Raw genomic sequence first — 23,100 nt, 5'->3', positions numbered from 1 at the left:
TGACCCGGCGCTACCGCTGCCCGGTGATCAGCTGCCGGGCCATCTCTTCGATGGGGAGGGTCGCGGGTGGGTCGTAGTTGCTGAACACCACGAGGGTCCACCGGCTGTCGGGGTAAACCTCGAAACTGGTGGAGATGCCGGGGGATCCGCCGCCGTGGCCGAAGATCCACTGACCGCCGCGCACCCTTCCGAGGGGGCCGTAGCACTGCAGCGTCACCGGCGGCGGCTCCGGCAGCGGCGGCGCCCCCGGCGGCGGCGTCGTCCGTGGCAGCGGCACCTTCCCGCCGGCGTAGATCTGGAGGAACGGCGGACTCATCAGCTTGCCGCGCAGCAGCGCCTGGGCAAAGCGGTCAAGGTCGGAGCAGCTGCAGAATGCCTCGCCGGCCGGGGTTCCCATGAAGTAGCGGTTGCCGATGTCGTCGATCCGCTCGCCCGACTCCGGTCTGGTGTAGGGATGGGCGATCCGGCGATCGGTGAGCCACTGCGGTTTGGTGTAAAAGTCCGAGCGGCTCATCCCGGCGGGCTGGAAGACGTTCTGCCGCACGTAGTCGTAGTAGGACAGCCCGGACACCTTCGCCACGATCGCCCCGAGCAGGTGGAATCCGGCGTTGCTGTAGGTGTGTGAGGACCCGGCGGGGAATGCCACCGGCATCCCCCGGATGATCTGCGTGATCCCGTCCATGACCTGCTGGGCGCTGGTCCAGGTTCGCGCGGTCTCCCAGAATCCGGGCGCCCGGTGGAAGTCGCCCAGCCCGGACGTGTGGGTGAGCAGGTGGTGGACGGTCACCGACTCCCCGATCGCGGGCGCGAACCCGTCGAGGAGGGTGCCGAGCTTGGCGCCGAAGGAGAGCTTGCCCCGCTCCACCAGCTGTACCACGCTCACCGCGGTGAGCACCTTGGTCACCGAGGCGAGGGCGAAGATGGTGTCGGGCCCGTTGGGAATGCCCAGTGCCTTGTTGGCCATACCGTACGACCGGCTGAGCACGGGCCGCCCCCGGTGGGTGAGCAGCAGCGAGCCGGAGAACTCGTCCTTGGCCGCCAGATCGGCGACGAATGTGTCGAGCTTCCCGCCGGGTCTGAGACCGTCGGGCACGGTCAGGTGACCCGGGTCCGCTCCGGCCGGGTTCCCGATCGCCAGGGCCAGAGGTGTCGCGCCGGCCAGCGAGAGAATCGTTCTTCGGGTTGTGGTCATGAGTGACAGGTGTACCGGTGGGCGCGTCTGGCGGGCCGATGGTGTGACCATACGGATTCCATAGGTGGGCCCGCGCATACTTGTCGGATGCGCGTGCTGCTGGTGGAGGACGAGCGGCCACTGGCCGGTTACGTCGCGGTCGGGCTGCGCAAGCACGGGTTCGCCGTCGACGTGGCGTTCGACGGCCGGTCCGCGCTCGACAAGTGCGAGCTGACCGCCTATGACGTGGTGGTGCTCGACCGCGATCTGCCGGTGCTGCACGGCGATGCGGTGTGCCGGCGGCTCGCGCGGGACGGCAGCGCCCGGATCCTGATGCTGACCGCTTCCGGCACGGTCGAGGACCGGGTGGGCGGCCTGACCCTCGGGGCGGATGACTACCTGGGCAAGCCGTTCGCCTTCTCGGAGCTGGTGGCGCGGGTGCGTGCGCTGGCCCGGCGCAGCGCTCCGGCGCGCCCTCCGGTGCTGCGCCACGCGGACGTGGTGCTCGACCCGGCCCGCCGCGCCGCCGAGCGGGCCGGGCGGCTGCTCTCCTTGACCCCCAAGGAGTTCGGCGTCCTGGAGGAGCTGCTGGCGGCGGGCGGCGATGTCGTCAGCGCGGAGACGTTGCTGGAGAAGGTGTGGGACGAGCATGCCGACCCGTTCACCAACGCCATCCGCATCACGATCGGGACGCTGCGCCGCAAGCTGGGCCACCCCCCGCTCGTCGAGACAGTGACGGGCGCCGGATATCGGATGGTTCCGTGACGTTCAGGTTCACCGCCCGCGCTCGGCTCACCATCCTCTACACCGGTCTCGTGCTCGTCGCCGGACTCGTCCTGACCGGGTTGACGTACCTGTTCATGCGCCACCGCCTCGGGCAGCGGTCGGTACGCGTCGACCTGCGCGGCCCGGACGGCACGGCAGTGACCGCACCCCGCCCGGAGGACCTGCTGCCGGATCTCGACCGGTTGCAGGACGAGACCCTGCACGAGCTGCTGATCCAGGCGCTGATCGCGCTCGCGGTGGTGACCGCGCTCGCGGCGCTGCTGGGCTGGCTCGTGGCGGGTCGCGTGCTGCGGCCGATCCGCGCCATCTCCACCACCGCGCAGCGCCTGTCGGCCGAGAACCTCTCCGAGCGGGTGCCGGTCAACGAGCCCCGCGACGAGCTGGCCGCGCTCGCCGCGACGGTCAACGGGATGCTCGACCGGATCCAGGCAGGGGTGGCCAGCCAGAAGTTGTTCACCGCCAATGCCGCGCACGAGTTGCGCACCCCGCTGACCACGATGCGCACCGCGATCGACGTCACCCTCGACGGCGAGCCCGGTCGAGATGAGCTGATCGCGATGGCGGAGGACGTGCGGACCGCGATCGGCAAGAGTCAGCGGACGCTCGACGGGCTGCTCGCGCTGGCGCACAGCCAGGCGGCGACGGGACGCCGGCACCTGGTCGATTTGTCGGATCTTGTCGCGGTCTCGGACGAGTCGAACCTCCGGCCCGCCCCGGTGGTCGGCGACCCGGTGCTGCTGGAGATGATGGTGGCCAACCTCGTGGACAACGCCCTGCGCCACAACGAGTCCGAGTCCGAGATCGAGGTGGAGAGCGGGGTCGAGGGCGGCGAGGGGTTCCTGCGCATCTCCAACGGCGGTCACATGATCGATCCGGGCGAGACGAAGCGCCTGCTGGAGCCGTTCGTGCGCGGTGATGGCGGCCGCACCGGCGGCGAGGGCGTCGGGCTCGGGCTGGCCATCGTGCACGCGATCGTCCTGGCCCATCGGGGCCGGATCCGCCTGGACCCACGCGACGCCGGCGGGCTGTGCGTGACGGTGCGGTTCCCGTTGCCGGATGCCGGCCGTGCCGTTCCAAGCCGATGAACGGCCCCTCGACGCGTGCCGATGGTCGTTGACGTGGCGGGACTGATACCGGCCGGCGGGCCGTAGACGTCAGGGTCAAGCGCCGACCGCGGCGGACCTGGGGTGCCGCCGCCGGAACGGAGCGCGCGGCACCAGGCCGGGCGGTGCAGCCGCGGAGCCGCACCGCCCGGCGTACCGCTCAGAAGGTGTGCTCGGCGGCGGGGAACTCGCCCCCGCGCACCTCGTCGGCGAAGCGACGGGTGGCGTCGGTCAACGCCCCGGCCAGGTCGGCGTAGCGCTTCACGAAGCGCGGCGCCTTGCCGGTACGCAGGCCGGCCATGTCCTGCCAGACCAGCACCTGGGCGTCGGTGTCCGCGCCGGCGCCGATGCCCACGGTCGGGATCGGCAGCTCCGCCGTGATCCGCTTGGCCACCTGCCCCGGCACCATCTCCAGCACCACGGCGAAGGCGCCCGCCTCGGCCACGGCCCGGGCGTCGGCGATCACGTCGTCGGCGGCGTCGCCGCGCCCCTGCACGCGGTAGCCGCCGATCGCGTGCTCGCTCTGCGGGGTGAAGCCGACGTGCGCCATCACGGGGATGCCGGCGCCGGTGATCGCGGCGATCTGCGCCGCGCAGCGCCGGCCGCCCTCCAGCTTCACCGCGTGGCAGCCGCCCTCCTTCATGAACCGCACCGCGGTGCGCAGCGCCTGCGTCGGACCCTCCTCGTACGAGCCGAACGGCAGGTCGCCGACGACCAGCGCGTGCCGGGTCGCCCGGACCACCGCGCGGACCAGCGGGAGCAGCTCCTCGGCGGTCACCGGCACGGTCGTCTCGTAGCCGAAGACGTTGTTCGCCGCCGAGTCGCCGACCAGCAGCACCGGAATGCCGGCCTGGTCGAAGATCGAGGCGGTGTACTGGTCGTACGAGGTGAGCATCGGCCACCGCTCGCCGCGCTCCTTGGCGGCGATCAGGTCGCGGGTGCGGACCCGCCGGGTGGCCGGGCCGCCGTAGAGGGCGGTCACCTCGGACGGGGTGGACTCCACCATGACTCTCTCCTTCCTCGAGGCCGCGTGCGCGGTCCCCGGGTTCCGCCGCGATCGTCGCACCACCCGACCGGCCGGCGGCAGAGCTCAGTGGAGGATGTCACTCCCGGGCCGACGCGCTGACCGGCCCGGGAGCGGCACGGCTCAGCCGTCCTCGCGCCACCGGTTCGTGATCGGCAGCCGCCGGTCCCGCCCGAACGCCTTCATCGAGATCTTCGTGCCCGGGGCGGACTGCCGCCGCTTGTACTCGGCGGTATCCACCATCCGCAGCACCCGGTCGACGACGGCCGGGTCGTGGCCGGACTCGACCAGCCCGTCGCGGCCGAGGTCGCCGTCGACGTAGCCGATCAGGATCGGGTCGAGCACGTCGTAGTCGGGCAGCGTGTCGCTGTCCAGCTGGCCGGGGCTCAGCTCGGCGCTCGGCGGCTTGCCGATCGAGTTCTCGGGGATGGGCGGGGTCTCGCCCCGGCGGGAGGCTTCGGCGTTGCGCCACTTCGCCAGCCGCCAGATCAGCGTCTTCCACACGTCCTTGACGGGGTTGAAGCCGCCGACCGAGTCGCCGTAGAGGGTGGAGTAGCCGACCGCCAGTTCGCTCTTGTTGCCGGTGGTCAGCACCAGGTGGCCCTCCTGGTTCGACAGCGCCATGAGGATCACCCCGCGCACCCGCGCCTGGAGGTTCTCCACGGACACGCCGGAGAGCGACATGTTCGCCAGGAAGGTGTCCACCATCGGCTGGATCGGCTCGACCCGGTAGTCCAGCCCGGTGCGCTTGGCCAGCTCGGCCGCGTCCTCCTTGCTGTGCTCGGAGGAGTGCTGGCTGGGCAGCGACACGCCGACCACCCGGTCGGGCCCGAGCGCGTCGACGGCCAGCGCGGCCACCACCGCCGAGTCGATGCCGCCGGAGAGGCCGAGCACCACCGACGGGAACCGGTTCTTGTTGACGTAGTCGCGCAGGCCGAGCACGAGCGCCTGCCACACCTCGGCCTCGTCGGCCACGGGGGCGATGGTGCCGCCCGCGGCGGCGGGCCCGCCGGCCGGCGGCGGGACGGCGTCGACCGCGGCGCGGACCACCCGCATGCCGTCGGCCAGGGGCTGGTCGGGGCCGGCCGACTCCCGGGCCGGCGGCAGCTCGACGTCGTGCACCAGCAGGTGCTCGACGAACTGCGGCGCCCGGGCGAGCAGCTCGCCGTCCGCGGTCACGATCATCGAGTCGCCCTCGAAGACCAGCTCGTCCTGGCCACCGATCATGTTGACGTACGCGATGGTCGCCCCGGCCTCGGCGGCCCGGCGGCGGACCAGCGGCAGCCGGATGTCGTCCTTGTTCAGCTCGTACGGCGAGCCGTTGATGTTCAGGACCAGGCCGACGCCGGCCTGGCGGGCGGCGGCGAACGGGCCGCCGGCCTGCCACAGGTCCTCGCAGACGGTCAGCGCCACGTCCACCCCGTCGACGCGGACGACGGTCAGCGCGTCGCCGGGCACGAAGTAGCGGTCCTCGTCGAAGACGCCGTAGTTGGGCAGGTGGTGCTTGAAGTAGGTGGCCACGATCCCGCCCCGGTGCAGCAGGGCGGCCGCGTTGCGGGCGCCGCGACCCGGCTCCGCGTCGCCGCTGACCTGCGGCGGGCCGTCGGCGTCCAGATAGCCCACCAGCACCGGCAGCTCACCCAGCCCGTCGGCGGCGAGGTCGGTGGCGAGCCGTTCCAGCGCGGCCTTCGACGCGGCGACGAAGGACCGCCGGAAGACCAGGTCCTCGACCGGGTAGCCGGTCAGCACCATCTCCGGGAACGCGACGAGCTGGGCGCCGGCGTCGGCGGCGCGGCGGGTCCAGTCACGGACCAGGCCGGCGTTGCCGGCGAGGTCGCCGACGGTCGGGTTGACCTGGCACAGGGCGAGACGCAGGGTGGGCATGCCCTCATCTTGCCCCAGCCGTGCGGGCCCGACACGCGGGGCGGGGCGAGATCGCGGGAGCCGCGGGACAGGGCGGGACGGGCGCCGGCCGGTCGCGTAACGTCGGCGTAACGAGGCGGGTGGAGACTGGTCGGTCAGGCCGGGTCGACCCCGGTCGAAGGCGGACAACAGTGTCGCGAGGGGTGGAAGTGGACCGTCAGCAGGAGTTCGTCCTCCGTACGCTGGAAGAGCGGGACATCCGGTTCGTCCGGCTGTGGTTCACCGACGTGCTGGGCACGCTCAAGAGCGTGTCGGTGGCCCCCGCCGAGCTGGAGGCGGCCTTCGAGGAGGGCATCGGGTTCGACGGCTCGGCGATCGAGGGCTTCGCCCGGGTGTTCGAGTCCGACATGGTGGCCATGCCCGACCCGACGACCTTCCAGGTCTTCCCGTTCGAGGGTGGGGTCAGCGGCGAGAGCGCCCGGATGTTCTGCGACATCCTGCTGCCCGACGGCGGCCCCTCCTGGGCCGACCCGCGGCACGTGCTGCGCCGGGCCCTGTCCAGGGCGGCCGAGAAGGGCTTCACCTTCTACACCCACCCCGAGATCGAGTTCTTCCTGCTGGAGAACGGCCCGCTGGACGGCTCGGTGCCGGTCCCGGTGGACACCGGCGGCTACTTCGAGCACACCACCCACGCGGTGGCCCGCGACTTCCGCCGCCAGGCGGTGCTCGCGCTGGAGCGGATCGGCATCTCGGTGGAGTTCAGCCACCACGAGGTGGCCCCCGGCCAGCAGGAGATCGACCTGCGCTACGCCGACGCGCTGACCACCGCCGACAACATCATGACGTTCCGGCACGTGGTCAAGGAGGTCGCGCTCTCCACGGGGGTGCAGGCCACCTTCATGCCGAAGCCCTTCACCGACCAGCCCGGCAGCGGCATGCACACCCACCTGTCGCTGTTCGAGGGGGAGCGCAACGCGTTCCACGACGGCGGCGACCCGATGAAGCTGTCCAAGGTGGCCCGGGCGTTCATCGCCGGGCTGCTGGTGCACGCCCGGGAGTACACGGCCGTCACCAACCAGTGGGTCAACTCCTACAAGCGGCTCTTCCCGCAGGCGCTGCCGGACCGGGTCACCGAGAGTCCCGCGTACGTCTGCTGGGGTCACCTGAACCGCTCCGCGCTGGTCCGGGTCCCGGCCTACGGCAAGCCGAACTCGGCCCGGGTGGAGGTCCGCTCGCCGGACTCGGCGGCCAATCCCTACCTGGCCTTCGCGGTGCTGCTCGGCGCCGGCATGAAGGGCATCGAGGAGGGCTACGAGCTGCCGCCGGGCGCCGAGGACGACGTCTGGTCGCTGACCAGCGCCGAGCGGCGGGCGATGGGCTACGAACCGCTGCCGGAGAACCTGGCCGAGGCGATCGACGTGATGGCCGGCTCCGAGCTGGTCGCCGAGGTGCTCGGCGAGCACGTCTTCGACTTCTTCCTGCGCAACAAGCGGGCCGAGTGGGAGCAGTACCGCCGCGAGGTGACCCCCTACGAGCGGCAGCGCTACCTGTCGCTGTAGGGCGGGGCTGCCGGCGGTGGCGCGCTGCCGCTATCGTCTCGATCACCGCGTCGGCACCCCCGTCGGCGCAGAGGGTCGGGAGGCAGTCGGTGCTGGAGGACCTGCTCAGCGGAGCCTGGCAGAGCGTGGTGTTCGGGGTCGTCGGGGTGGCCCTGATGGCGGCCGGGTTCGGGTTGGTCGACGTGCTCACTCCCGGGCGGCTGCGCGAGCTGATCTGGGTGCGGCGCAACGGCAACGCGGCGCTGCTGCTCGCCGCGAACCAGCTCGGCATCGCCGGGATCGTGTTCACCGCGATCCTGACCAGCTACAGCGACTTCGCCAAGGGGCTGGCCTCGACGGTCGTCTTCGGCCTGGTCGGGCTGGCCATCATGGCGCTGGCGTTCTTCGTGCTGGACCTGCTCACCCCGGGCAAGCTCGGCGAGATCATCTGCTCGGACGAGCCGCACCCGGCGGCCCGGGTCAGCGCCGCCACGCACTTCGGCGCCGCGCTGATCGTCTGCGCCTGCATCGCCTGAGCCGGTCGTCCGCCCCGCTCTCCGGCTGGGCGGGGCACCCCGCTCCCGCTGGAGGCGGCCGGCGGAACGGCCCCGCTGGGGGCGGCCGGTGGGGCGGCCGCGTCACACCCCCGTCGTAGGTTGCGGGGGTGAACCGGACGGACCGTCTCTACGCCCTGGTGGAGGAGCTGCGCGCGGTGTCGCCCCGGCCGCGCAGCGCCCGCTGGCTCGCCGAGCGCTTCGAGGTGAGCACCCGCACCATCGAGCGCGACATCGGCGCGCTCCAGGAGTCCGGCGTGCCGATCTGGGCCGAGCCGGGCCGCCGGGGCGGCTACGCGGTCGACCGGGCGCGCACCCTGCCGCCGGTCAACCTCACCCCCGGCGAGGCCGTCGCCCTGGCGGTGGCGCTGCACCGGATGCGCGGCACCCCGTTCGCCGCCGCGGCCGGCGCCGCGCTGCGCAAGCTGCTCGCCGTGATGCCGGCGGCCGACGCCGCCGAGGCGCACCGGCTGGCGGCGCGGGTGCACCTGATCGGCGATGGCCCGGTGACACCCGTTCCGGCCGGCGTCGCCGACGCGGTACGCGCGAGGCGCGTGCTGCGCATCCGCTACGCGGACCGGGCGGGCGCGGGCTCGCTGCGCGACGTGGAGCCGTTGGGCTTCCTCGGCAACCCCCGACACTGGTACCTGCTGGCCTGGTGCCGGCTGCGCGCCGGCATCCGGGCCTTCCGCACCGACCGGATCACCTCGGTCACCGCCCTCGGCGAGCGGGTGCCGGAGCGTGAGCTGGCCGCCGACGACCTCGACATTCCCCGGGAGCGGATCCGCCGGCTCAGCCTCGTCTGAGACCAGACAGTGCGGGCCGTCCCACGCACGGCATGCTGTCCCCTCCGGACGGATCCGCGGAGGAGAGGCCGGCGCGCCCGAGACGTGTGGTGCGGCCCACAACAGCCGGCGTCGCAGATCCGCCCCAGGCGGCCCGACGCTCGTCGTCCCGGGTGGTGGCCGCTCGGCGCGGAAGCCGACGCGTCGGGCACCTCGTGGTCCTAGCGAAACACCGACAGGACGGTGTCGCGGGCGGGGTCGAGGCTGACTCCTGACGGCGCCGGCCGAGGGGTCGGCGTGCGAACGGGAGGCGACACATGTCCACGATCACCAACGCGGTCACCTGGTTCGAGGTCGGCACCGATCGGCCGGAGGAGACCGGGCGGTTCTACGCCGACCTGTTCGGCTGGGGGTTCAGCGAGCAGGGGACGCCGGAGGCGTCGTACCGGGTGGCGGAGCCGGGGCCGGAGGGATCCATCCAGGGGGCGGTCCGGGACACCGGCGGGGCGAGCCCGAACTACGCGATCTTCTACGTCCAGGTGGCGGACGTGGCCGCCGCGTGCCGGCGGGCGGCGGAGGCCGGCGGCAAGGTGCTGGTGCCGGCGAAGACCAACGACAACGGGCTGACCTTCGCCCACCTGGCCGACCCGGTCGGCAACCACTTCGGCGTCTACAGCCCGCCCGGGGCCTGAGCCGGGCCGCCGTGCCCGCCGCGACCGCCCGGGCCGGGGAAGACGCCGGCCTCGGCGGCCGCCGTGATCGCGTCCGCCTGCTCCTGGGTGAGCTTGCCGTCCTCGACGGCCTGCGCCAGGCGCTCCTTCAGCGCGGCCTGCCGGTCGGCGGAGTCGCCCCTGTCGCCCCGCTCGGGCCGGTCGGCCGGCTTCTGCTCCTCGCGCACCTTCTCCAGCGCGGCCGCCACCTTGTCGGTGGAGACGCCCAGCTCCTCGGCCAGGGCCGCGGCGAACTCCGCCTGCCGGTCGGCCCGCTGCCGCTGGCGCTCGTCGCTCCCGCTCGCGCTGGCGCTCGGCGTCGGGGTGCCACCGTCCGCGGCGAACGCGACCGTCGGCGCCGCGATCCCCACGCCGAGCACCCCGGCGGCGGCCAGGCCGGCCAGCAGGTGCCTCTTCCTCATCGTGCCGGACATGATGTCCTCCATCTGGTCGGTGGGTCGTGCGATGACCTCACCGACGGTGACAAGCCCGGCTGGAGGAAACCCGTGCCGAGCCTGTCAGCGAGCTGGCAATCCCGCCGGCAGGCCGGACAAATCGGTTGCCTCGGCGCATCCGGGCGGCCAGGGTTGGCGGTCGGCAGGCCCCCCGGGGCGGAGCAGACGACGGAAGGTGACCCCTCATGACGGTGGCGAAGATCGAGGAAGTCCCGCTGACCGGGGCGGGCGACGCCGGCCCGTACGGCATCACCGTCGGTCCCGACGGCGCGCTCTGGCTGACGCTCCCCCACGCCGGCGCGGTCGCCCGCGTTGGGGCGGACGGCGACGTGCGCACCTGGCCGGTGGCGGCCGACAGCCGCCCGCTGATCATCACGCCGGGCCCCGACGGCGCCCTCTGGTTCACCCGCTCCGGCGACGACCGGATCGGCCGGATCACCACCGACGGCGAGCAGACCGCCGTCGCGCTCCCGGCCGGCAGCGGCCCCTGCGGCATCGCCGCCGGTCCCGACGGCGCCCTCTGGTACGCGGGGATGAACTCCGACACGATCGGTCGGGTCACCACCGCCGGGGAGGTGACGCAGTTCCCGCTGCCGGTGAGCGGCGGCTTCGCGTCGATGGTCGCGGCCGGCCCGGACGAGGCCGTCTGGTTCACGCTCAACCAGGCGAACGCGGTCGGCCGCATCGGCCTGGACGGCGCGGTGACGCTGCATCCGTTGCCGACCGAGGGCGCCGCCCCGGTGGGCATCACCGCCGGCGTGGACGGCGCGCTCTGGTTCGTCGAGATCGGCGCCGGCCAGCTCGGCCGGATCACCCCGGACGGGCGGATCGACGAGTACCCGCTGCCGGACCGGGCCGCCCGGCCGCACGCGATCGTCGCCGACCCGGCCGGCGGCTGCTGGTACACGGAGTGGGGCGGCAACCGGATCGGCCACGTGGCCCCGGACGGCGGGATCGACACCCACGACCTGCCGACCCCGGCCTCCGAGCCGCACGGCCTCACGGTCGCTCCCGACGGCACGGTCTGGGCCGCCCTGGAGGCGGGCGCCCTCGCGCGCCTCACCCCCTGATCCGCCGGGCCCGCCGTCCGCGGACCGCCCCCGGGTGGGTCAGCGGACGGCGGGGGAGACCGTCAGGGTGCCGGTTTCCGTGTCGAGGGTCGCGTCGGTGCCGACGGGGACGGTGAGCTGGCCGACGCCGTGGCCGATCGGCAGGCCGCCGAGGACCGGGACGCCGAGGTCGCCGAGGCGCTCGGACAGCACGTCGGCGACGCCGACCGACCAGCCGTCCGCGCAGCCGGTGAACTGGCCCACCGCCACGCCGGCCAGCCCGTCCAGCGCGCCGGCCCGGCGGAGCTGGGTGAGCATGCGGTCCACCTTGTAGGGCGGCTCCTGCACGTCCTCCACGAGCAGGACCGCCCCGGTCAGGTCCGGCATGTCCGGGGTGCCCAGCGACGCCACGACCAGGCAGAGATTGCCGCCCAACAGCGGGCCGGTGGCCCGCCCCGGCACGCGCACCGGGAAGGTCTCCTCCTCGGCGACGGCGGTCACGGTCACCGGCTCCGTCGTCATCAGGGCGGCGTGCAGCGACTCGGCGGAGCGCAGCGGCGTGCGCTCGTCCAGCCAGGCCGCCCCGGGGCCGTGCACGCCGGCCAGCCGGGCGCCCCGCCACAGCGCGAACTGCAGCGCGGTGATGTCGGAGAACCCGGCGACCACCTTCGGGTCCCGGCGTACGGCGGCCATGTCGATCGCGTCGACGATCCGCTGCGCGCCGTAACCGCCCCGCGTGCAGATCACCCCGCGCACGTCGGGGTCGGCGAACGCCGCGTTCAGGTCGGCGGCCCGCAGCTCGTCCGGGCCGGCCAGGTAGCCCTGCCGGGCGTACGCGTTCGGCGCGAGCACGGGCCGCAGCCCCCAGCCGGTGAGCAGCTCGACGCCCCGGGCCACCCGCTCCGGCCGGGTCGGGCCGGACGGCGACACCAGCATCACCGTGTCGCCGGGGCGCAGCGCCGGCGGTCGTACGACGTCGTCGAGGGACGTGCGGGTGTGGTCGGGCACAGCGGCAGAGCCTAGTCGCGGGGGCGGCTCATCCGTCGAGGTACTGCTCGGCGTACTCCGCCGACGGTGCGATGGGCGTGATGACGTCGATGAGGACGCCGTCCGGGGCGGCGACGATGAAGTGCCGCTGCCCGAAGTCCTCGTCGCGTAGCGCCAGCTCGGCACGCAGCCCTCCGTGGACGACGAGCCGCTCCCATTCGGCGTCGACGTCGGTCACCTCCAGGTTGAGCAGCAGCCCCCGCACCGGGGCCCGGTACGCCTCGGGCAGCGTCGGATGCCGGTGGTCGAGCAGCGCCAGCTCGTACGCCGGCGGGCCCGGTCGCCGCAGGCTCACGTACCAGTCGGCTTCGAAGGTCGTCTCGAAGCCGAGGAAGCGCCGGTAGAAGTCGTGCGACTCGCCGAGCCGGGAGGTGCAGACGACCGGGTAGAAGCTGGTGAGGTTCACGGGGCCCCTTTCACGTACCATCGGTATGTAAAAAACGGTAGTTCGCATACCGTCGGTATGTCAATGGAGGGCTGATGGCCGAGGGCATCCGGGCGCGGCAGCGGGAGCAGACCCGGCGGGCGCTGGTGGACGAGAGCCGGCGACTGTTCGCCACCCGGGGATACGCGGCGGTCGGTCTGGCCGAGATCGTGCGCGTCGCCGGGGTCACCAAGGGCGCGCTCTACCACCACTTCGCCGGCAAGGCGGAGCTGTTCCGGGCGGTGCTGGCGGAGGTGCAGCAGGAGGTGGCGCGGCGGGTCGCCACGAGCGCCGACGCCCAGCGCGACCCCTGGGCCAGGTTCACGGCCGGCTGCCAGGCGTTCCTGACCGCGAGCACCGACCCGGAGATCCAGCGGATCATGCTGATCGACGGCCCCGCCGTGCTCGGCTGGGACGAGTGGCGCGCCCTCGACGAGGCGGCGTCGGGCCGGCACCTGGCCGAGGAGCTGACCCTGCTGGTCGAGCAGGGGCTGATCGCGCCGCAACCGATCGCGCCGCTGACCCACCTGCTGTCCGGGGCGATGAACGAGGCCGCGCTCTGGCTCGCCCGCTCGACCGACCCGTCCGCCCTGCCCGACACCCGCGCCGCGCTTTCCCGGATGCTCGACGCGCTGCGCGCCAGCTGATCCGGCCGGGCGGGGCCGCGTCCCGTCGGGTGCCGCCCGCCCGGCCGTCCCGGCGTGCGCCGGAACCGGTCGGCCGACGGGGTCGCCGCCGCGTCCGGTGGAGGCGCACCGGGGGCCGCCGCGCTCACCGGCTAGCCTCGACGTCGTGGCTACCGCGTTGGTGATCGAGAACGACCCGACCGACGACGTCCGCCGGCTCGGCGAGTGGCTGACCGAGGCCGGTCTCGACCTGTGGGTGGTGCGCGCGCACGCCGGCGACGAGCTTCCGGCCGACCTGGAGGGATACGCCGCGCTGGTGGTGCTCGGCGGCGAGCAGCAGGCGTACCCGCTGGCCGACGGCTCGCCCGGCGCGCCCTGGTTCCCCGCCGTCGAGGGGCTGCTGCGCAAGGCCGTCCGGCACCGGGTGCCCACCCTGGGTATCTGCCTGGGCGCGCAGCTGCTGGCCACCGCGCACGCCGGCCAGGTCGAGCGCAGCGCGTCCGGGCCGGAGGTCGGGCCCGGCGTGGTCGGCAAGCGGGACGCCGCCGACGCCGACCCGCTGTTCCGCTACGTCCCGCTGATCCCCGACGTGCTCCAGTGGCACTCCGACGAGATCACCGAGCTGCCCCGGGGCGCCACCCTGCTGGCCGCCTCCACCCGCTACCCGCACCAGGCGTTCCGCCTCGGCGACCGGGCCTGGGGGCTCCAGTTCCACATCGAGTGCGACACCGCGATGATCGCCGACTGGGCCACCGGCTCGACGGTGCTGGCCGAGTTGGGCTACGACCCGGACCTGGTGGTGGCGGCCTGTCACGCGGTGATGGCCGACGTGGAGGAGGTCTGGCAGCCGTTCGCCGCCCGGTTCGCCGCGCTGGCCCTCGGCGAGCTGGACGCCGACGCGCCCCGCCGCAGCCTGCCGCTGCTCGGGCAGTGATGAGCCGGCCGACCAGGGCCGCCGGCCGGCTCGCCCGCTACGGGTTCGGCACCGAGGGTGGGGACGGCGTCACCCGCGCCGCCGACCTGCTCGGCCCGGACGGGCTGGGGCTGTGGCGACCGGACGCGCAGGAGCCGACCGACGACCGCGCGGCGGAGCTGCTCGCCGCGCTTTCCCGCGCCGCCGACCCGCATCTGGCGCTGCGCCAGCTGCACCGCATCGTCGAGGCCGAACGCCGGGCCGCCGCGAGCGGCCGCGTGCCGGCCGGGGCAGCCGGTGCTGCCGCTCGCCCGCCGACGCCCGCCGACGCCGCCCCGGAACACCCGGCGTCGGCGCTGCTGGCCGCGCTCGCCGACGACCCGGGGCTGCGCCGCCGGCTGATCGCCGTCCTCGGCGCCTCCTCGGCGCTCGGCGACCACCTGGTCGCCAACCCCGACCAGTGGCCGGCGCTGCGGACCGCCCCGGACGGGCTCGCCCCGACCGCCGAGGGGCGGCTCGACCTGTCCGGCGACGGGCAGCCGGTCGCGGTGCTGCGCAGGGCGTACCGGCTGGCGCTGCTGCGGATCGCGGCGGCCGACCTGACCGGCGGCCGGGGCCTGGAGCAGACCATGGCCGCGCTCTCCGCGCTGGCCGACGCGACCCTGGCGGCGGCGTACGAGATCGCGGTCGGCGAACTGCCGGCGGGTACGCCCCGGCCCCGGCTCGCCGTCGTGGCGATGGGTAAGTGCGGCGGCGACGAGCTGAACTACGTCTCCGACGTGGACGTGATCTTCGTGGCCGCCGAGGACGACGACCTCGCCGCCGCCACCACGGTCGCCACCCGGCTGATCCACGTCTGCGGCCTGGTCGCCTGGCCGGTCGACGCCGCCCTGCGGCCCGAGGGCAGCCGGGGCCCGCTGGTGCGGACGCTGGCCAGCCACCTCGCCTACTACCGTCGCTGGGCGCGCACCTGGGAGTTCCAGGCGCTGCTCAAGGCCCGGCCGGCGGCCGGCGACCTCGCGCTGGGCCGGGAGTGGATCGACCAGCTCGCCCCGCTGGTGTGGCGGGCCGCCGAGCGCCCCGAGGCGGTCGAGGACGTCCGCGCCATGCGGCGGAAGATCATCGACAACATCCCGCCGAAGGAGCTGGAGCGCGAGATCAAGCGCGGCCCGGGCGGGCTGCGCGACATCGAGTTCGCCGTGCAGCTGCTGCAACTGGTGCACGGGCGGGGCGACGAGTCGCTGCGGGTGCCCGGCACCATCCCGGCGCTGCGCGCGCTGGTCGCCGGTGGCTACGTCGGCCGGGCCGACGGCGAGGCGCTGCTGCGCGGCTACCGCTTCCTGCGCGGCGTCGAGCACCGCCTCCAGCTCCAGGGGCTGCGCCGCACCCACACCGTGCCGACGGAGCCGGCGGCGCTGCGCTGGCTGGCCGCCGCGCTGGGCTACGCGGCCACGCCGGGCCGCAGCGCCGTCGAGGAGTTCCGCGCCGAGTGGGTCACCCACGCCGCGGAGGTACGCCGGCTGCACGCCAAACTGCTCTACCGGCCGCTGCTGGAGTCGGTGGCCCGGGTGCCGGCCGACGGGCTGCGGCTGACCCCGGAGGCGGCCCGGCACCGGCTGGAGATCCTCGGCTTCGGCGACCCCGCGGGCGCGCTGCGTCACCTCCAGGCCCTCACCGGCGGGGTGAGCCGCACCGCCGCCATCCAGCGCACCCTGCTGCCGGTGCTGCTCAGCGAGTTCGCCGACGCCCCCGAGCCGGACCGGGGCCTGCTCAACTACCGGCAGGTCTCCGACAAGCTCGGCAGCACGCCCTGGTATCTGCGCCTGCTGCGCGACTCCGGGCCGGTGGCCCGCCGGTTGGCCCGGGTGCTCTCCTCCTCCCGGTACGCCGCCGACCTGCTGGCCCGCGAGCCGGAGGCGCTGCGGCTGCTGGCCGAGGAGAGCGAGCTGACGCCCCGGCCGAGGGAGGTCCTCTGCGAGGGCTTCGCCGCCGCGGCGTCCCGGCACGCCGACCCCGTCGAGGCCACCCGGGCGATCCGCGCGCTGCGCCGCCGGGAACTGGTCCGGATCGCCTGCGCCGACCTGCTGAGCCGGGCCGGCTCCCTCGCCCCGGCGCCGCCCCGTTCGGACGGCGGCGGACGGGCCGCGCTCGGCCTCGCCGACGTGACCGCCGTCGGTGCCGCGCTGGCCGACGTCACCGACGCCACCCTGGCCGCCGCGCTGCGGGCCGCCCGGTCGGCCCAGCCGTCCCTGCCGGGGCTGCGCTTCGCCGTGATCGGCATGGGCCGCCTCGGCGGGTACGAGTCGAACTACCTCTCCGACGCCGACGTGCTCTTCGTCTACGACCCGCCGGCCGGCGCCGGCGAGGGCGCGGCCAGCGCCGCCGCCCACGCGATCGCCGAGGAGCTGCGCCGGCTGCTCGGCATGCCCGCGCCCGACCCGCCGCTGGGCGTGGACGCCGACCTGCGCCCGGAGGGCCGGCAGGGGCCGCTCGTGCGCAGCCTCGCCGCGTACGCGCAGTACTACGCCCGCTGGTCGAAGGTGTGGGAGGCGCAGGCGCTGCTGCGCGCCCGGTTCGTCTGCGGCGACGCCGACCTCGGCGCGGAGTTCGAGGCGATGGTCGACCCGGTCCGCTACCCGGCCGACGGGCTGACCCGCGAGCAGGTGGTGGAGATCCGCCGGATCAAGGCGCGGGTGGAGCACGAGCGGCTGCCCCGGGGCGCGGACCCGGCCACCCACACCAAGCTCGGGCGGGGCGGCCTCGCCGACGTCGAGTGGGCGGTGCAGCTGCTCCAGCTCCGGCACGGCGGCACGATCCCGGCGCTGCGCGGCACGCGTACGCTCGACGCCCTCGCGGCGGCCCGGGACGCGGGCCTGGTGGACCCGACGGACGCCGCCGAGATGGCGGCCGGCTGGACCCTGGCCGCGCAGGTCCGCAACGCGCTGATGCTGGTCCGCGGCCGGGCGGGGGACCAACTGCCCCGGCACGGCGTCGAGCTGGCCGGGGTGGTCCGGCTGCTCGGCCGGGACGACCCGGGGGAGTTCCTCGACGAGTACCTGCGCACCGGCCGCCGCTCCCGGACGGCGATGGAACGCGTCCTGGACTCCTGAGGCGGCCGGCGCGCCTGCCGGCCGGGCGGCCTCCCCGCCCGGCCGCCCGGGCGACGCCGCACGTCAGGGCCGGCGGCGGACCAGCACCACGTGGTCGACCAGGGTGCCGACGTGGCCGTCCGGGCCGGTGGCCTGCCGGCGCGGGGCGTCGAGCCGCTCGGTGACCCACCGGTCCGGGTCGAGGTCGAGTTCGGCGAGGGTCTCCTGGGGGGTGGGGAAACGCACGTCCGGGTGGGCGTGGCGTCCCCACGGCGGGACCTCGCCGTGTTCGACGACGAGCAGCCGCCCGCCGGGGGCCACGGCCCGGGCCGCCGACCGCAGCACCTCGGCCCGGGGGAACTCCAGCGGCGACTGGAGGAACTGCGCGGACACCAGGTCGAACTCGCCCGGCGGGAAGGTCCGGGTGAGGTCGTGCCGGCGGAACTCGATGCCGGCGGCCACCCCCGCCGTGGCGGCCGCCGCCGACGCCCGGTCCAGGGCGGTCTGCGCGACGTCGACGGCCGTCACCCGCCAGCCCCGCCCGGCCAACCAGATCGCGTCGCCGCCCTCGCCGCAGCCGAGGTCGAGCACGGTGCCGGCCGGCAGCGACCCGACGACGTCGACCAGGACGGGGTTCGCCCGCCCGCTCCAGTACCTGTCGCGCTTCTGGTAGAGCTCCTCCCAGTACCGCGCGGTCTCCTCGTCCACGTCCCGGTGCCGCCGCTCGCCGGCCACGCTCGTCGCCGCGTCCTCGTGCCGGGGGTCACCGGTCGTTGCGTCCTGGTGCACGTCTCGTCCTCCTGGTGCGCCGCGGCGGGGTGGTCCCGCCGGGGGCGGTCGGTCGACCCGCCCTGACCGGATCGTGCGCGCCGCCGGCGGTGGACGGCAAGTAACGTTGCCGGATCGGCAAAACGACGGGCCGTTCGGGTCAGCTGCCGAGCCGGTACGTCCCGGCGCGCGGCACCGTCACCGCCGTCCCGTCGCCGTCGGCGGCGACCGTGGCGCCGCCCGAGGCGGTGAGCCAGCGGCTGTGCCGCACCCGGACCGGCACCGTGCCGGCCGACGGCGTCCGGAAGATCAGCGACGCGCCGTCCTGCGCCACGATCTCGCCCGGTTCGCCGACGATCGGGGTCGGGTCGGCGACCGCCCAGACCCGCCAGTGCGGGCCGGCCCAGACGGGCGTCAGGTACGGCAGCCCGCTCGTGACGAGCGCCGCCTCGGCCCGCCCCACCCAGGACAGCGGAGCGTCCGGCACCGCGACGAACTGCACCGCGTTCGTCTCCAGCCAGTCCCGGTAGCTCGCGGCGGTCAGCGGCACCCCCGTGCCGGCCGCGCCCGGCACGGTGGTGAAGAAGAGCGGGTTGCGCTCGATGTCGGCCTGGCGCAGCCAGCCCCGGGCCAGCGGCACCTCGCCCAGCGAGGCGGCCTCCCAGTAGTTGCGGGTCGGCGGGATCTCCACCCGGCCGGTGAGCCGCTGAGCGTCGAGGAACTCCCGCAGCGGCGCGAAGTAGGCCGCCCGGGCGGTCGGGTCGTCGACGCTGCGCAGGTCGGCGGGGGGCACCGGCGGCTGCCACCAGCAGCCGGCCGCCAGCAGCGCGGCCAGCGCGACGCCGCCCCGGAACCGGGCGGGCCCGCGCGCCCCGGCCCGCCCGCCGTCGACCAGCCGGCCCGTCCGCGCCGGCCCGGGGCGGTGGCCGCCGCGGGCCAGCCACGCCGTCAGCCGGGCCGGGGGGCGGGCGGCGGCCGCCAGCAGCGGCAGGGCGAACATGACGGCCAGCCGGGTGGCGTTCAGCCCGACCGGGGTGTGCACCAGCGCCGCCGCCAGCACCCCGACCGCCGAGAGCAGCGCGCCCACCCGCACCGGCCGGTAGGCCACCAGCGCGGCGACCAGGAGGCTGGTCAGCGCGGCGCGCAGCGTGTCGGTGCGGCTGATGTTCATCCAGCCGCCGTCGCCGAAGAGCAGCGCGGTCACCCCGAGTGGCAGCGCGGCGGCGACACCGAGCGCCAGGCCGTCGGCGTACCGGCGGGTCAGCAGCAGCGCCGCGCCGGCCAGGCCGACGAAGAGGCCCGCCACGGGGCTCGTCGCCGAGGCCAGCAGCGCCCCGCCGGCCGCCAGCCCGAGCCGCGCGAGCTGCCGTCGCCGCGCCGGCCGGTCCGGGCCGGAGCTGGCCCGCGCGGCCGGGACGCGGGGCAGGGTGAGCGCGAGCAACGCGCCGAGACCGAAGGCCACCCCGAGGCCGTACGTCACCCGGCCCGAGACCAGGTTGCCGGCGATCGTGACCACCCCGACCAGGCTGCCGAGCAGCGGGCGGGGCACCCCGGTGCGCACCAGCAGCGCGGCGAACGCCGTCGCCGCCGCCACCAGCGCCAGCACCCCGGTGACCCGCACCCCGAGCAGCGCCATCACCGGCTGCGAGACCAGACTGTAGCCGAACTGCTGGACCCCGCCGTACCAGCGCAGGTCGACCGGGGCGAGACCGTGGGCGGCGAAGAAGTCGGCCCGGGCGACCTGTGCGGCGAGGTCGGAACCGGTCGGCGGGAGGGCGAGACACGCCACCCCGGCCAGCACGGCGGACGCGGCGGCCACCGCCACCACCCGACTGCGCCGCATGCCCACCTCCGTACCGCGACCACCGTACTGGCAGCATGTCCGGCGTGCCTCACCACCTCGCGCGCTGGACCGGCCTGGCCGGCTCGACGCTGCTCGCCGTCGCCGCGTTCCTCGGCGGAGCGCTGCCCGACGGCGACCTGCGCCCCACTCCGGTCAGCGTCTGGCAGGGCCCGCACGGCCCGCTGATCATCGCCGCCTGGGCGGTCGGCACCGGACTGCTGGCGTACGCCTGGTGGGCGCTGCGCGGCCGGGTGCCCTCGACCCGCTGGGCCCTGGTCACCGTCGGACTCTGGCTGCTGCCGTTCCTGGTCGCGCCGCCGCTGGGCAGCCGGGACGTCTACGCGTACGCCTGCCAGGGCGCCAGCTACGCCGCCGGGATCAACCCGTACGAGCAGGGCGTCTCGGCGCTGCCGTGCCCGTGGCTGGACACCATCTCCTACATCTGGCGGGACACCTCGGCCCCCTACGGGCCGCTGTTCGTGCTGCTCGCCGGGGCGGTGGTCGAGGCCACCGGATCGCTCTACGGCAGCATCGTGCTGTTCCGGCTGCTCGCGGTGGTCGGGGTGGGGCTGACCGCGGCCTGCCTGCCGGCGCTGGCCCGGCGTTGTGGCGTGCCGGCCGGCCGGGCGGTCTGGCTGGCGCTGGGCTCGCCGCTGATCGGGGTACACCTGATCTCGGGCGCGCACAACGACGCCCTGATGGTGGGGCTGCTCGTCGCCGGGCTGGCGGTGGTGGCCGCCCGGCCGGGGCGCCCCGGCCCGCTGCTCGCCGGGGGAGTGCTGCTCGGCCTGGCCGGCGGGGTCAAGGTGACCGCGCTGGTCGTGGTGCCCTTCGCCGCGCTCGCCGCGATCGTCGGGGCGTACTCGATCAGGGCGCTGCTGCGCGACGGCGGGTGGGTGGCCGGCGGGGCGCTCGCGGCCGTGGTCGGGGTCACCCTCGCCGCCGGGCTCGGCTTCGGGTGGGTCACGGGGCTGGAGCAGGGCGGCCTGGTCATCGCCTGGACGTCGCCCTCGACGGCGGTGGGGCAGACCGTGGGCTACCTCGCCGCGCCGTTCGGCTGGCACGGCGACCCGCTGCCGGCCACCCGGGGCATCGGGATGGCCGCGCTCGCGCTGGTGCTGGTCTGGCTGTGGTGGCGGGCCCGCAACCGGGAGCCGCTGTGGCACGCCGGCCTGGCGCTGGCCGCCACGGTCGCGCTCGCCCCGCTGTTCCACCCCTGGTACTGGACCTGGCCGCTGGCCGTGCTCGCGGCCACGTCGCGGCGCACCGGCTGGTTCGCGGTCGTCGCGATCGGCTCGGCGTTCCTGGTCCTGCCGGACGGCACCGGGCTGGCCCGGTACAGCAAGACGGTCGGTGCGCCGCTGATGACGCTGTTGGTGATCGTGGTGGCCGTCCGCTTGGTACGGTCGGCTCGGGCGGCCCGCCGGCCGGCCGCCGTGGACTGAGGAGAGGCACGCCGGTGACCGCTCCCGGCTCCCCGCCGCCCCCGCCCGGCGCCCCGCCGACGCCCGGTGACGCCCGGCTCGCCCGGTACGCCGGCCTGGCCGGGGCGGTGCTGCTGGGCGTCGCCGGCTGGCTCGGTGGCGCGCTGCCCGGGGCCGCTGCGGCGCGCGGCGCTCGCCCCGCCGACGAGCCGTGGACCGTCGCGCTCTGGCTGGCGGGCACCGGGCTGATGGTGGGCGCCTGGTGGGCGTTGCGCCGGGGCGCGCCGTCGACGCGGTGGGCGTACCTGACCGCCGGGCTGTGGGCGCTGCCGCTGCTGGTCACCGCGCCGCAGGGCAGCCGGGACGTCTACTCGTACGCCTGCCAGGGCTGGGCGTACGCGCACGGCGCCGACCCGTACGCGACCGGGGTGGCCGGGGCCGGCTGCCCCTGGGTGGAGTCGGTCGCGCCGATCTGGCGGGACACGCCCGCCCCGTACGGGCCGTTCTTCGTGCTGCTCGCCGGGCTCGCGGTGACCCTCGGCGGTGGCCTGGTGGGCGCGGTCGCGCTGCTCCGGCTGGCCGCCGTCGCCGGGGTGCTGCTGGCCGCCGGATGCCTGGTCGGGCTGTCCCGGGCCGCCGGGGTGTCGACCCGCCGGGCGGCCTGGCTGGTGTTGGCCTGCCCGCTGGTGGGGGTGCACCTGGTGGCCGGCGCGCACAACGACGCGGTGATGCTCGGCCTGTTGACGCTGGGACTGCTGGTGCTGGTGCGCCGACCTGGCAAACCGCGACCGCTGCTGGTGGCCGGGGCGCTGCTCGGGCTGGCGGTGACGGTGAAGGCGACCGCGCTGGTGGTGCTCCCCTTCGCGGCGCTGGCCGCGGTGCTGGGCCGCTACACCGTACGGGCGCTGCTGCGCGACGCCGGCTGGCTGGCCGCCGGGGTGCTCGGCGCGGTGGCGGGCACCTCGCTGCTGTCGGGGCTCGGGCTCGGCTGGGTGGGCGGGCTGGTCCGCAGCGGAGACTCCGAGCAGTGGACGTCGCCGCCGACGGCGGTGGGCTTCGTGATCGACTACGCGGGTGGGCTCGTCGGGCGGGAGCCGGGCGCGGTGCCGGTGACCCGCGCGGCGGCGCTGCTGCTGCTCGCCGTGCTGGTGGCGGCGCTGTGGTGGCGGGCCTGGTCGGCGCTGCGCCGACTCAACGACGTCCGGCGGCGGGTGGCCCGCCTGGAGGCCGCCCGGCCCCGGGAGGCCCTGCTCGGCGCGGGCCTGGCGCTGGCCGCCACGGTCGCCCTGGCCCCGGTCTTCCATCCCTGGTACGCCACCTGGCCGCTGGCCCTGCTCGCGGTCGCCGCGACGCGGACCGCCTGGTTCGTGGCGCCCTGCGCGGCGGCGGCCTTCCTGACCCTGCCCGACGGCACCAACCTGGCCCGGTTCGCCAAGGCCCCGGGCGCGCTGGCGATGACGGCGCTGGTCGTCGGACTGGCGGTGTGGGCCCTGCTCCGGTGGCGCCGGCCGCACGCCGCGCACCCCGACTGACGCGCTCCCCGAGCCGCCCGAGCCTTTCGCCGCGCTCGGATCGGCGCGGCGAGATCTTGGCACGGAAACGCCCCTGGAGGGGCCGTTTCCAGCCAGGATCTACACGCGGGCGGCGGGCAGCGGGCCGCCCCGCAGGACGGGCAGCGGCCGCCGGATCCGACCGGGCGGGCCCCTCGCCCGTGCCGACGATCTCGGCGCCGCGCGCCCGGCGGTACTCGGCCGGGTACGCCCGCGGCAGCCGGTGGCCGAACTGGTCGTATGGCGCTGTCGAGCTGAGTCGTCTGTGTCATCAGGCGGTGTCTGGGCCGCTGTGGCACCAGAAGGCGGTGAATCGTCTGCGACATCAGCTCGACAGCGTCCCGCGGGTGGATCCTCCGCCGACGGTGTCTCCGCCCT

20 protein-coding genes are annotated in these 23,100 nt (G+C 75.4%); 12 read left to right on the top strand and 8 right to left on the bottom strand.

Going from position 1 to position 23,100, the window contains the following annotated elements:
• Positions 1-10: 10 nt before the first annotated feature.
• A complete protein-coding gene (locus ACSNOB_RS07755; RefSeq protein ID WP_436685900.1) occupies positions 11-1,192 on the bottom strand; it encodes a serine hydrolase domain-containing protein in 1,182 nt (393 codons plus the stop codon).
• 87 nt (positions 1,193-1,279) lie between these two features.
• Here ACSNOB_RS07755 and ACSNOB_RS07750 point away from each other — a divergent pair, with 87 nt between their 5' ends.
• A complete protein-coding gene (locus ACSNOB_RS07750; RefSeq protein WP_436685899.1) occupies positions 1,280-1,936 on the top strand; it encodes a response regulator transcription factor in 657 nt (218 codons plus the stop codon).
• Complete coding sequence (locus ACSNOB_RS07745; RefSeq protein WP_436685898.1) at positions 1,933-3,042, top strand: sensor histidine kinase; 1,110 nt, start codon at positions 1,933-1,935, stop codon at positions 3,040-3,042. Before ACSNOB_RS07750 ends, ACSNOB_RS07745 begins: the two co-directional genes overlap by 4 nt.
• Before the next feature lie 178 nt (positions 3,043-3,220).
• Here ACSNOB_RS07745 and panB read toward each other — a convergent pair whose 3' ends face one another.
• Entirely contained in the window at positions 3,221-4,066 is an 846-nt protein-coding gene (gene panB / locus ACSNOB_RS07740) for a 3-methyl-2-oxobutanoate hydroxymethyltransferase (protein ID WP_436685897.1), read from the bottom strand.
• A 141-nt stretch (positions 4,067-4,207) separates the two neighbouring features.
• Complete coding sequence (locus ACSNOB_RS07735) at positions 4,208-5,968, bottom strand: NAD+ synthase (RefSeq protein WP_436685896.1); 1,761 nt, start codon at positions 5,966-5,968, stop codon at positions 4,208-4,210.
• A gap of 188 nt (positions 5,969-6,156) precedes the next feature.
• Between ACSNOB_RS07735 and glnA the strand changes: the two genes are divergently transcribed.
• The 4 genes from glnA (at position 6,157) to ACSNOB_RS07715 (ending at position 9,516) form a co-directional block, all read left to right on the top strand.
• Positions 6,157-7,506, top strand: coding sequence for a type I glutamate--ammonia ligase (gene glnA, locus ACSNOB_RS07730; RefSeq protein ID WP_393103227.1), 1,350 nt, complete (start codon positions 6,157-6,159; stop codon positions 7,504-7,506).
• 89 nt (positions 7,507-7,595) lie between these two features.
• Positions 7,596-8,021: a DUF350 domain-containing protein gene (locus ACSNOB_RS07725; RefSeq protein WP_393103229.1), complete on the top strand. Its 426-nt coding sequence runs from the start codon at positions 7,596-7,598 to the stop codon at positions 8,019-8,021.
• Positions 8,022-8,149: 128 nt separating this feature from the next.
• Entirely contained in the window at positions 8,150-8,845 is a 696-nt protein-coding gene (locus ACSNOB_RS07720; protein WP_436685895.1) for a helix-turn-helix transcriptional regulator, read from the top strand.
• Between the two features lie 296 nt (positions 8,846-9,141).
• On the top strand, positions 9,142-9,516 hold the full coding sequence (locus ACSNOB_RS07715; RefSeq protein ID WP_436685894.1) for a VOC family protein: 375 nt from the start codon (positions 9,142-9,144) through the stop codon (positions 9,514-9,516).
• Here ACSNOB_RS07715 and ACSNOB_RS07710 read toward each other — a convergent pair.
• Positions 9,495-9,968 (bottom strand): hypothetical protein, encoded by a 474-nt coding sequence (locus ACSNOB_RS07710; RefSeq protein WP_436685893.1) that lies wholly within the window; start codon positions 9,966-9,968, stop codon positions 9,495-9,497. The genes ACSNOB_RS07715 and ACSNOB_RS07710 overlap by 22 nt on opposite strands.
• A gap of 206 nt (positions 9,969-10,174) precedes the next feature.
• Between ACSNOB_RS07710 and ACSNOB_RS07705 the strand changes: the two genes are divergently transcribed.
• The gene (locus ACSNOB_RS07705; protein ID WP_436685892.1) at positions 10,175-11,059 is read left to right on the top strand and encodes a Vgb family protein; all 885 of its coding nucleotides are present in this window, start codon (positions 10,175-10,177) and stop codon (positions 11,057-11,059) included.
• A gap of 39 nt (positions 11,060-11,098) precedes the next feature.
• On the opposite strand, the gene ACSNOB_RS07700 is transcribed toward ACSNOB_RS07705, so the two are convergent.
• Together ACSNOB_RS07700 and ACSNOB_RS07695 are read right to left on the bottom strand one after the other, a co-directional pair.
• Positions 11,099-11,974 carry a S66 peptidase family protein gene (locus ACSNOB_RS07700; RefSeq protein ID WP_436685922.1) on the bottom strand — a complete coding sequence of 292 codons (876 nt, stop codon included), beginning with the start codon at positions 11,972-11,974 and terminating at the stop codon, positions 11,099-11,101.
• A 100-nt stretch (positions 11,975-12,074) separates the two neighbouring features.
• A complete protein-coding gene (locus ACSNOB_RS07695; RefSeq protein ID WP_436685891.1) occupies positions 12,075-12,512 on the bottom strand; it encodes a VOC family protein in 438 nt (145 codons plus the stop codon).
• A gap of 53 nt (positions 12,513-12,565) precedes the next feature.
• Here ACSNOB_RS07695 and ACSNOB_RS07690 point away from each other — a divergent pair, with 53 nt between their 5' ends.
• From ACSNOB_RS07690 to ACSNOB_RS07680, 3 genes are all read left to right on the top strand, one after another.
• Entirely contained in the window at positions 12,566-13,156 is a 591-nt protein-coding gene (locus tag ACSNOB_RS07690; RefSeq protein WP_436685890.1) for a TetR/AcrR family transcriptional regulator, read from the top strand.
• A gap of 145 nt (positions 13,157-13,301) precedes the next feature.
• Complete coding sequence (locus tag ACSNOB_RS07685) at positions 13,302-14,069, top strand: type 1 glutamine amidotransferase (protein WP_436685889.1); 768 nt, start codon at positions 13,302-13,304, stop codon at positions 14,067-14,069.
• The gene (locus ACSNOB_RS07680; protein ID WP_436685888.1) at positions 14,069-17,158 is read left to right on the top strand and encodes a bifunctional [glutamine synthetase] adenylyltransferase/[glutamine synthetase]-adenylyl-L-tyrosine phosphorylase; all 3,090 of its coding nucleotides are present in this window, start codon (positions 14,069-14,071) and stop codon (positions 17,156-17,158) included. The genes ACSNOB_RS07685 and ACSNOB_RS07680 overlap by 1 nt, the downstream gene beginning before the upstream one ends.
• 63 nt (positions 17,159-17,221) lie before the next feature.
• Here the strand turns inward: ACSNOB_RS07680 and ACSNOB_RS07675 are convergent, their stop codons facing one another.
• A complete protein-coding gene (locus tag ACSNOB_RS07675; protein ID WP_436685887.1) occupies positions 17,222-17,926 on the bottom strand; it encodes a class I SAM-dependent methyltransferase in 705 nt (234 codons plus the stop codon).
• Between the two features lie 139 nt (positions 17,927-18,065).
• A complete protein-coding gene (locus tag ACSNOB_RS07670; protein ID WP_436685886.1) occupies positions 18,066-19,748 on the bottom strand; it encodes a hypothetical protein in 1,683 nt (560 codons plus the stop codon).
• Positions 19,749-19,792: 44 nt separating this feature from the next.
• Here ACSNOB_RS07670 and mptB (ACSNOB_RS07665) point away from each other — a divergent pair, with 44 nt between their 5' ends.
• On the top strand, positions 19,793-21,193 hold the full coding sequence (mptB, locus tag ACSNOB_RS07665; protein ID WP_436685885.1) for a polyprenol phosphomannose-dependent alpha 1,6 mannosyltransferase MptB: 1,401 nt from the start codon (positions 19,793-19,795) through the stop codon (positions 21,191-21,193).
• 14 nt (positions 21,194-21,207) lie between these two features.
• Entirely contained in the window at positions 21,208-22,704 is a 1,497-nt protein-coding gene (gene mptB / locus ACSNOB_RS07660; protein ID WP_436685884.1) for a polyprenol phosphomannose-dependent alpha 1,6 mannosyltransferase MptB, read from the top strand.
• The last annotated feature ends 396 nt before the right edge of the window (positions 22,705-23,100 follow it).

The sequence above is a fragment of the Micromonospora sp. URMC 106 genome, from assembly GCF_051386395.1.
GTDB lineage: Bacteria > Actinomycetota > Actinomycetes > Mycobacteriales > Micromonosporaceae > Micromonospora.
Note: the sequence above shows the minus strand (reverse complement) of the source record. Positions and strands in the feature narration are given on the sequence as shown.

Excerpts from the sequence above, each read along its gene's own strand:
- ACSNOB_RS07715 (WP_436685894.1), top strand. The coding sequence starts at position 9,142 with ATGTCCACGATCACCAACGCGGTCACCTGGTTCGAGGTCGGCACCGAT.
- ACSNOB_RS07705 (WP_436685892.1), top strand. The coding sequence starts at position 10,175 with ATGACGGTGGCGAAGATCGAGGAAGTCCCGCTGACCGGGGCGGGCGAC.
- ACSNOB_RS07695 (WP_436685891.1), bottom strand. The coding sequence starts at position 12,512 with ATGGTACGTGAAAGGGGCCCCGTGAACCTCACCAGCTTCTACCCGGTC.
- panB (WP_436685897.1), bottom strand. The coding sequence starts at position 4,066 with ATGGTGGAGTCCACCCCGTCCGAGGTGACCGCCCTCTACGGCGGCCCG.
- ACSNOB_RS07680 (WP_436685888.1), top strand. The coding sequence starts at position 14,069 with ATGAGCCGGCCGACCAGGGCCGCCGGCCGGCTCGCCCGCTACGGGTTC.
- ACSNOB_RS07670 (WP_436685886.1), bottom strand. The coding sequence starts at position 19,748 with ATGCGGCGCAGTCGGGTGGTGGCGGTGGCCGCCGCGTCCGCCGTGCTG.
- ACSNOB_RS07735 (WP_436685896.1), bottom strand. The coding sequence starts at position 5,968 with ATGCCCACCCTGCGTCTCGCCCTGTGCCAGGTCAACCCGACCGTCGGC.
- ACSNOB_RS07750 (WP_436685899.1), top strand. The coding sequence starts at position 1,280 with ATGCGCGTGCTGCTGGTGGAGGACGAGCGGCCACTGGCCGGTTACGTC.
- ACSNOB_RS07755 (WP_436685900.1), bottom strand. The coding sequence starts at position 1,192 with ATGACCACAACCCGAAGAACGATTCTCTCGCTGGCCGGCGCGACACCT.
- ACSNOB_RS07690 (WP_436685890.1), top strand. The coding sequence starts at position 12,566 with ATGGCCGAGGGCATCCGGGCGCGGCAGCGGGAGCAGACCCGGCGGGCG.
- ACSNOB_RS07710 (WP_436685893.1), bottom strand. The coding sequence starts at position 9,968 with ATGTCCGGCACGATGAGGAAGAGGCACCTGCTGGCCGGCCTGGCCGCC.
- ACSNOB_RS07700 (WP_436685922.1), bottom strand. The coding sequence starts at position 11,974 with ATGCTGGTGTCGCCGTCCGGCCCGACCCGGCCGGAGCGGGTGGCCCGG.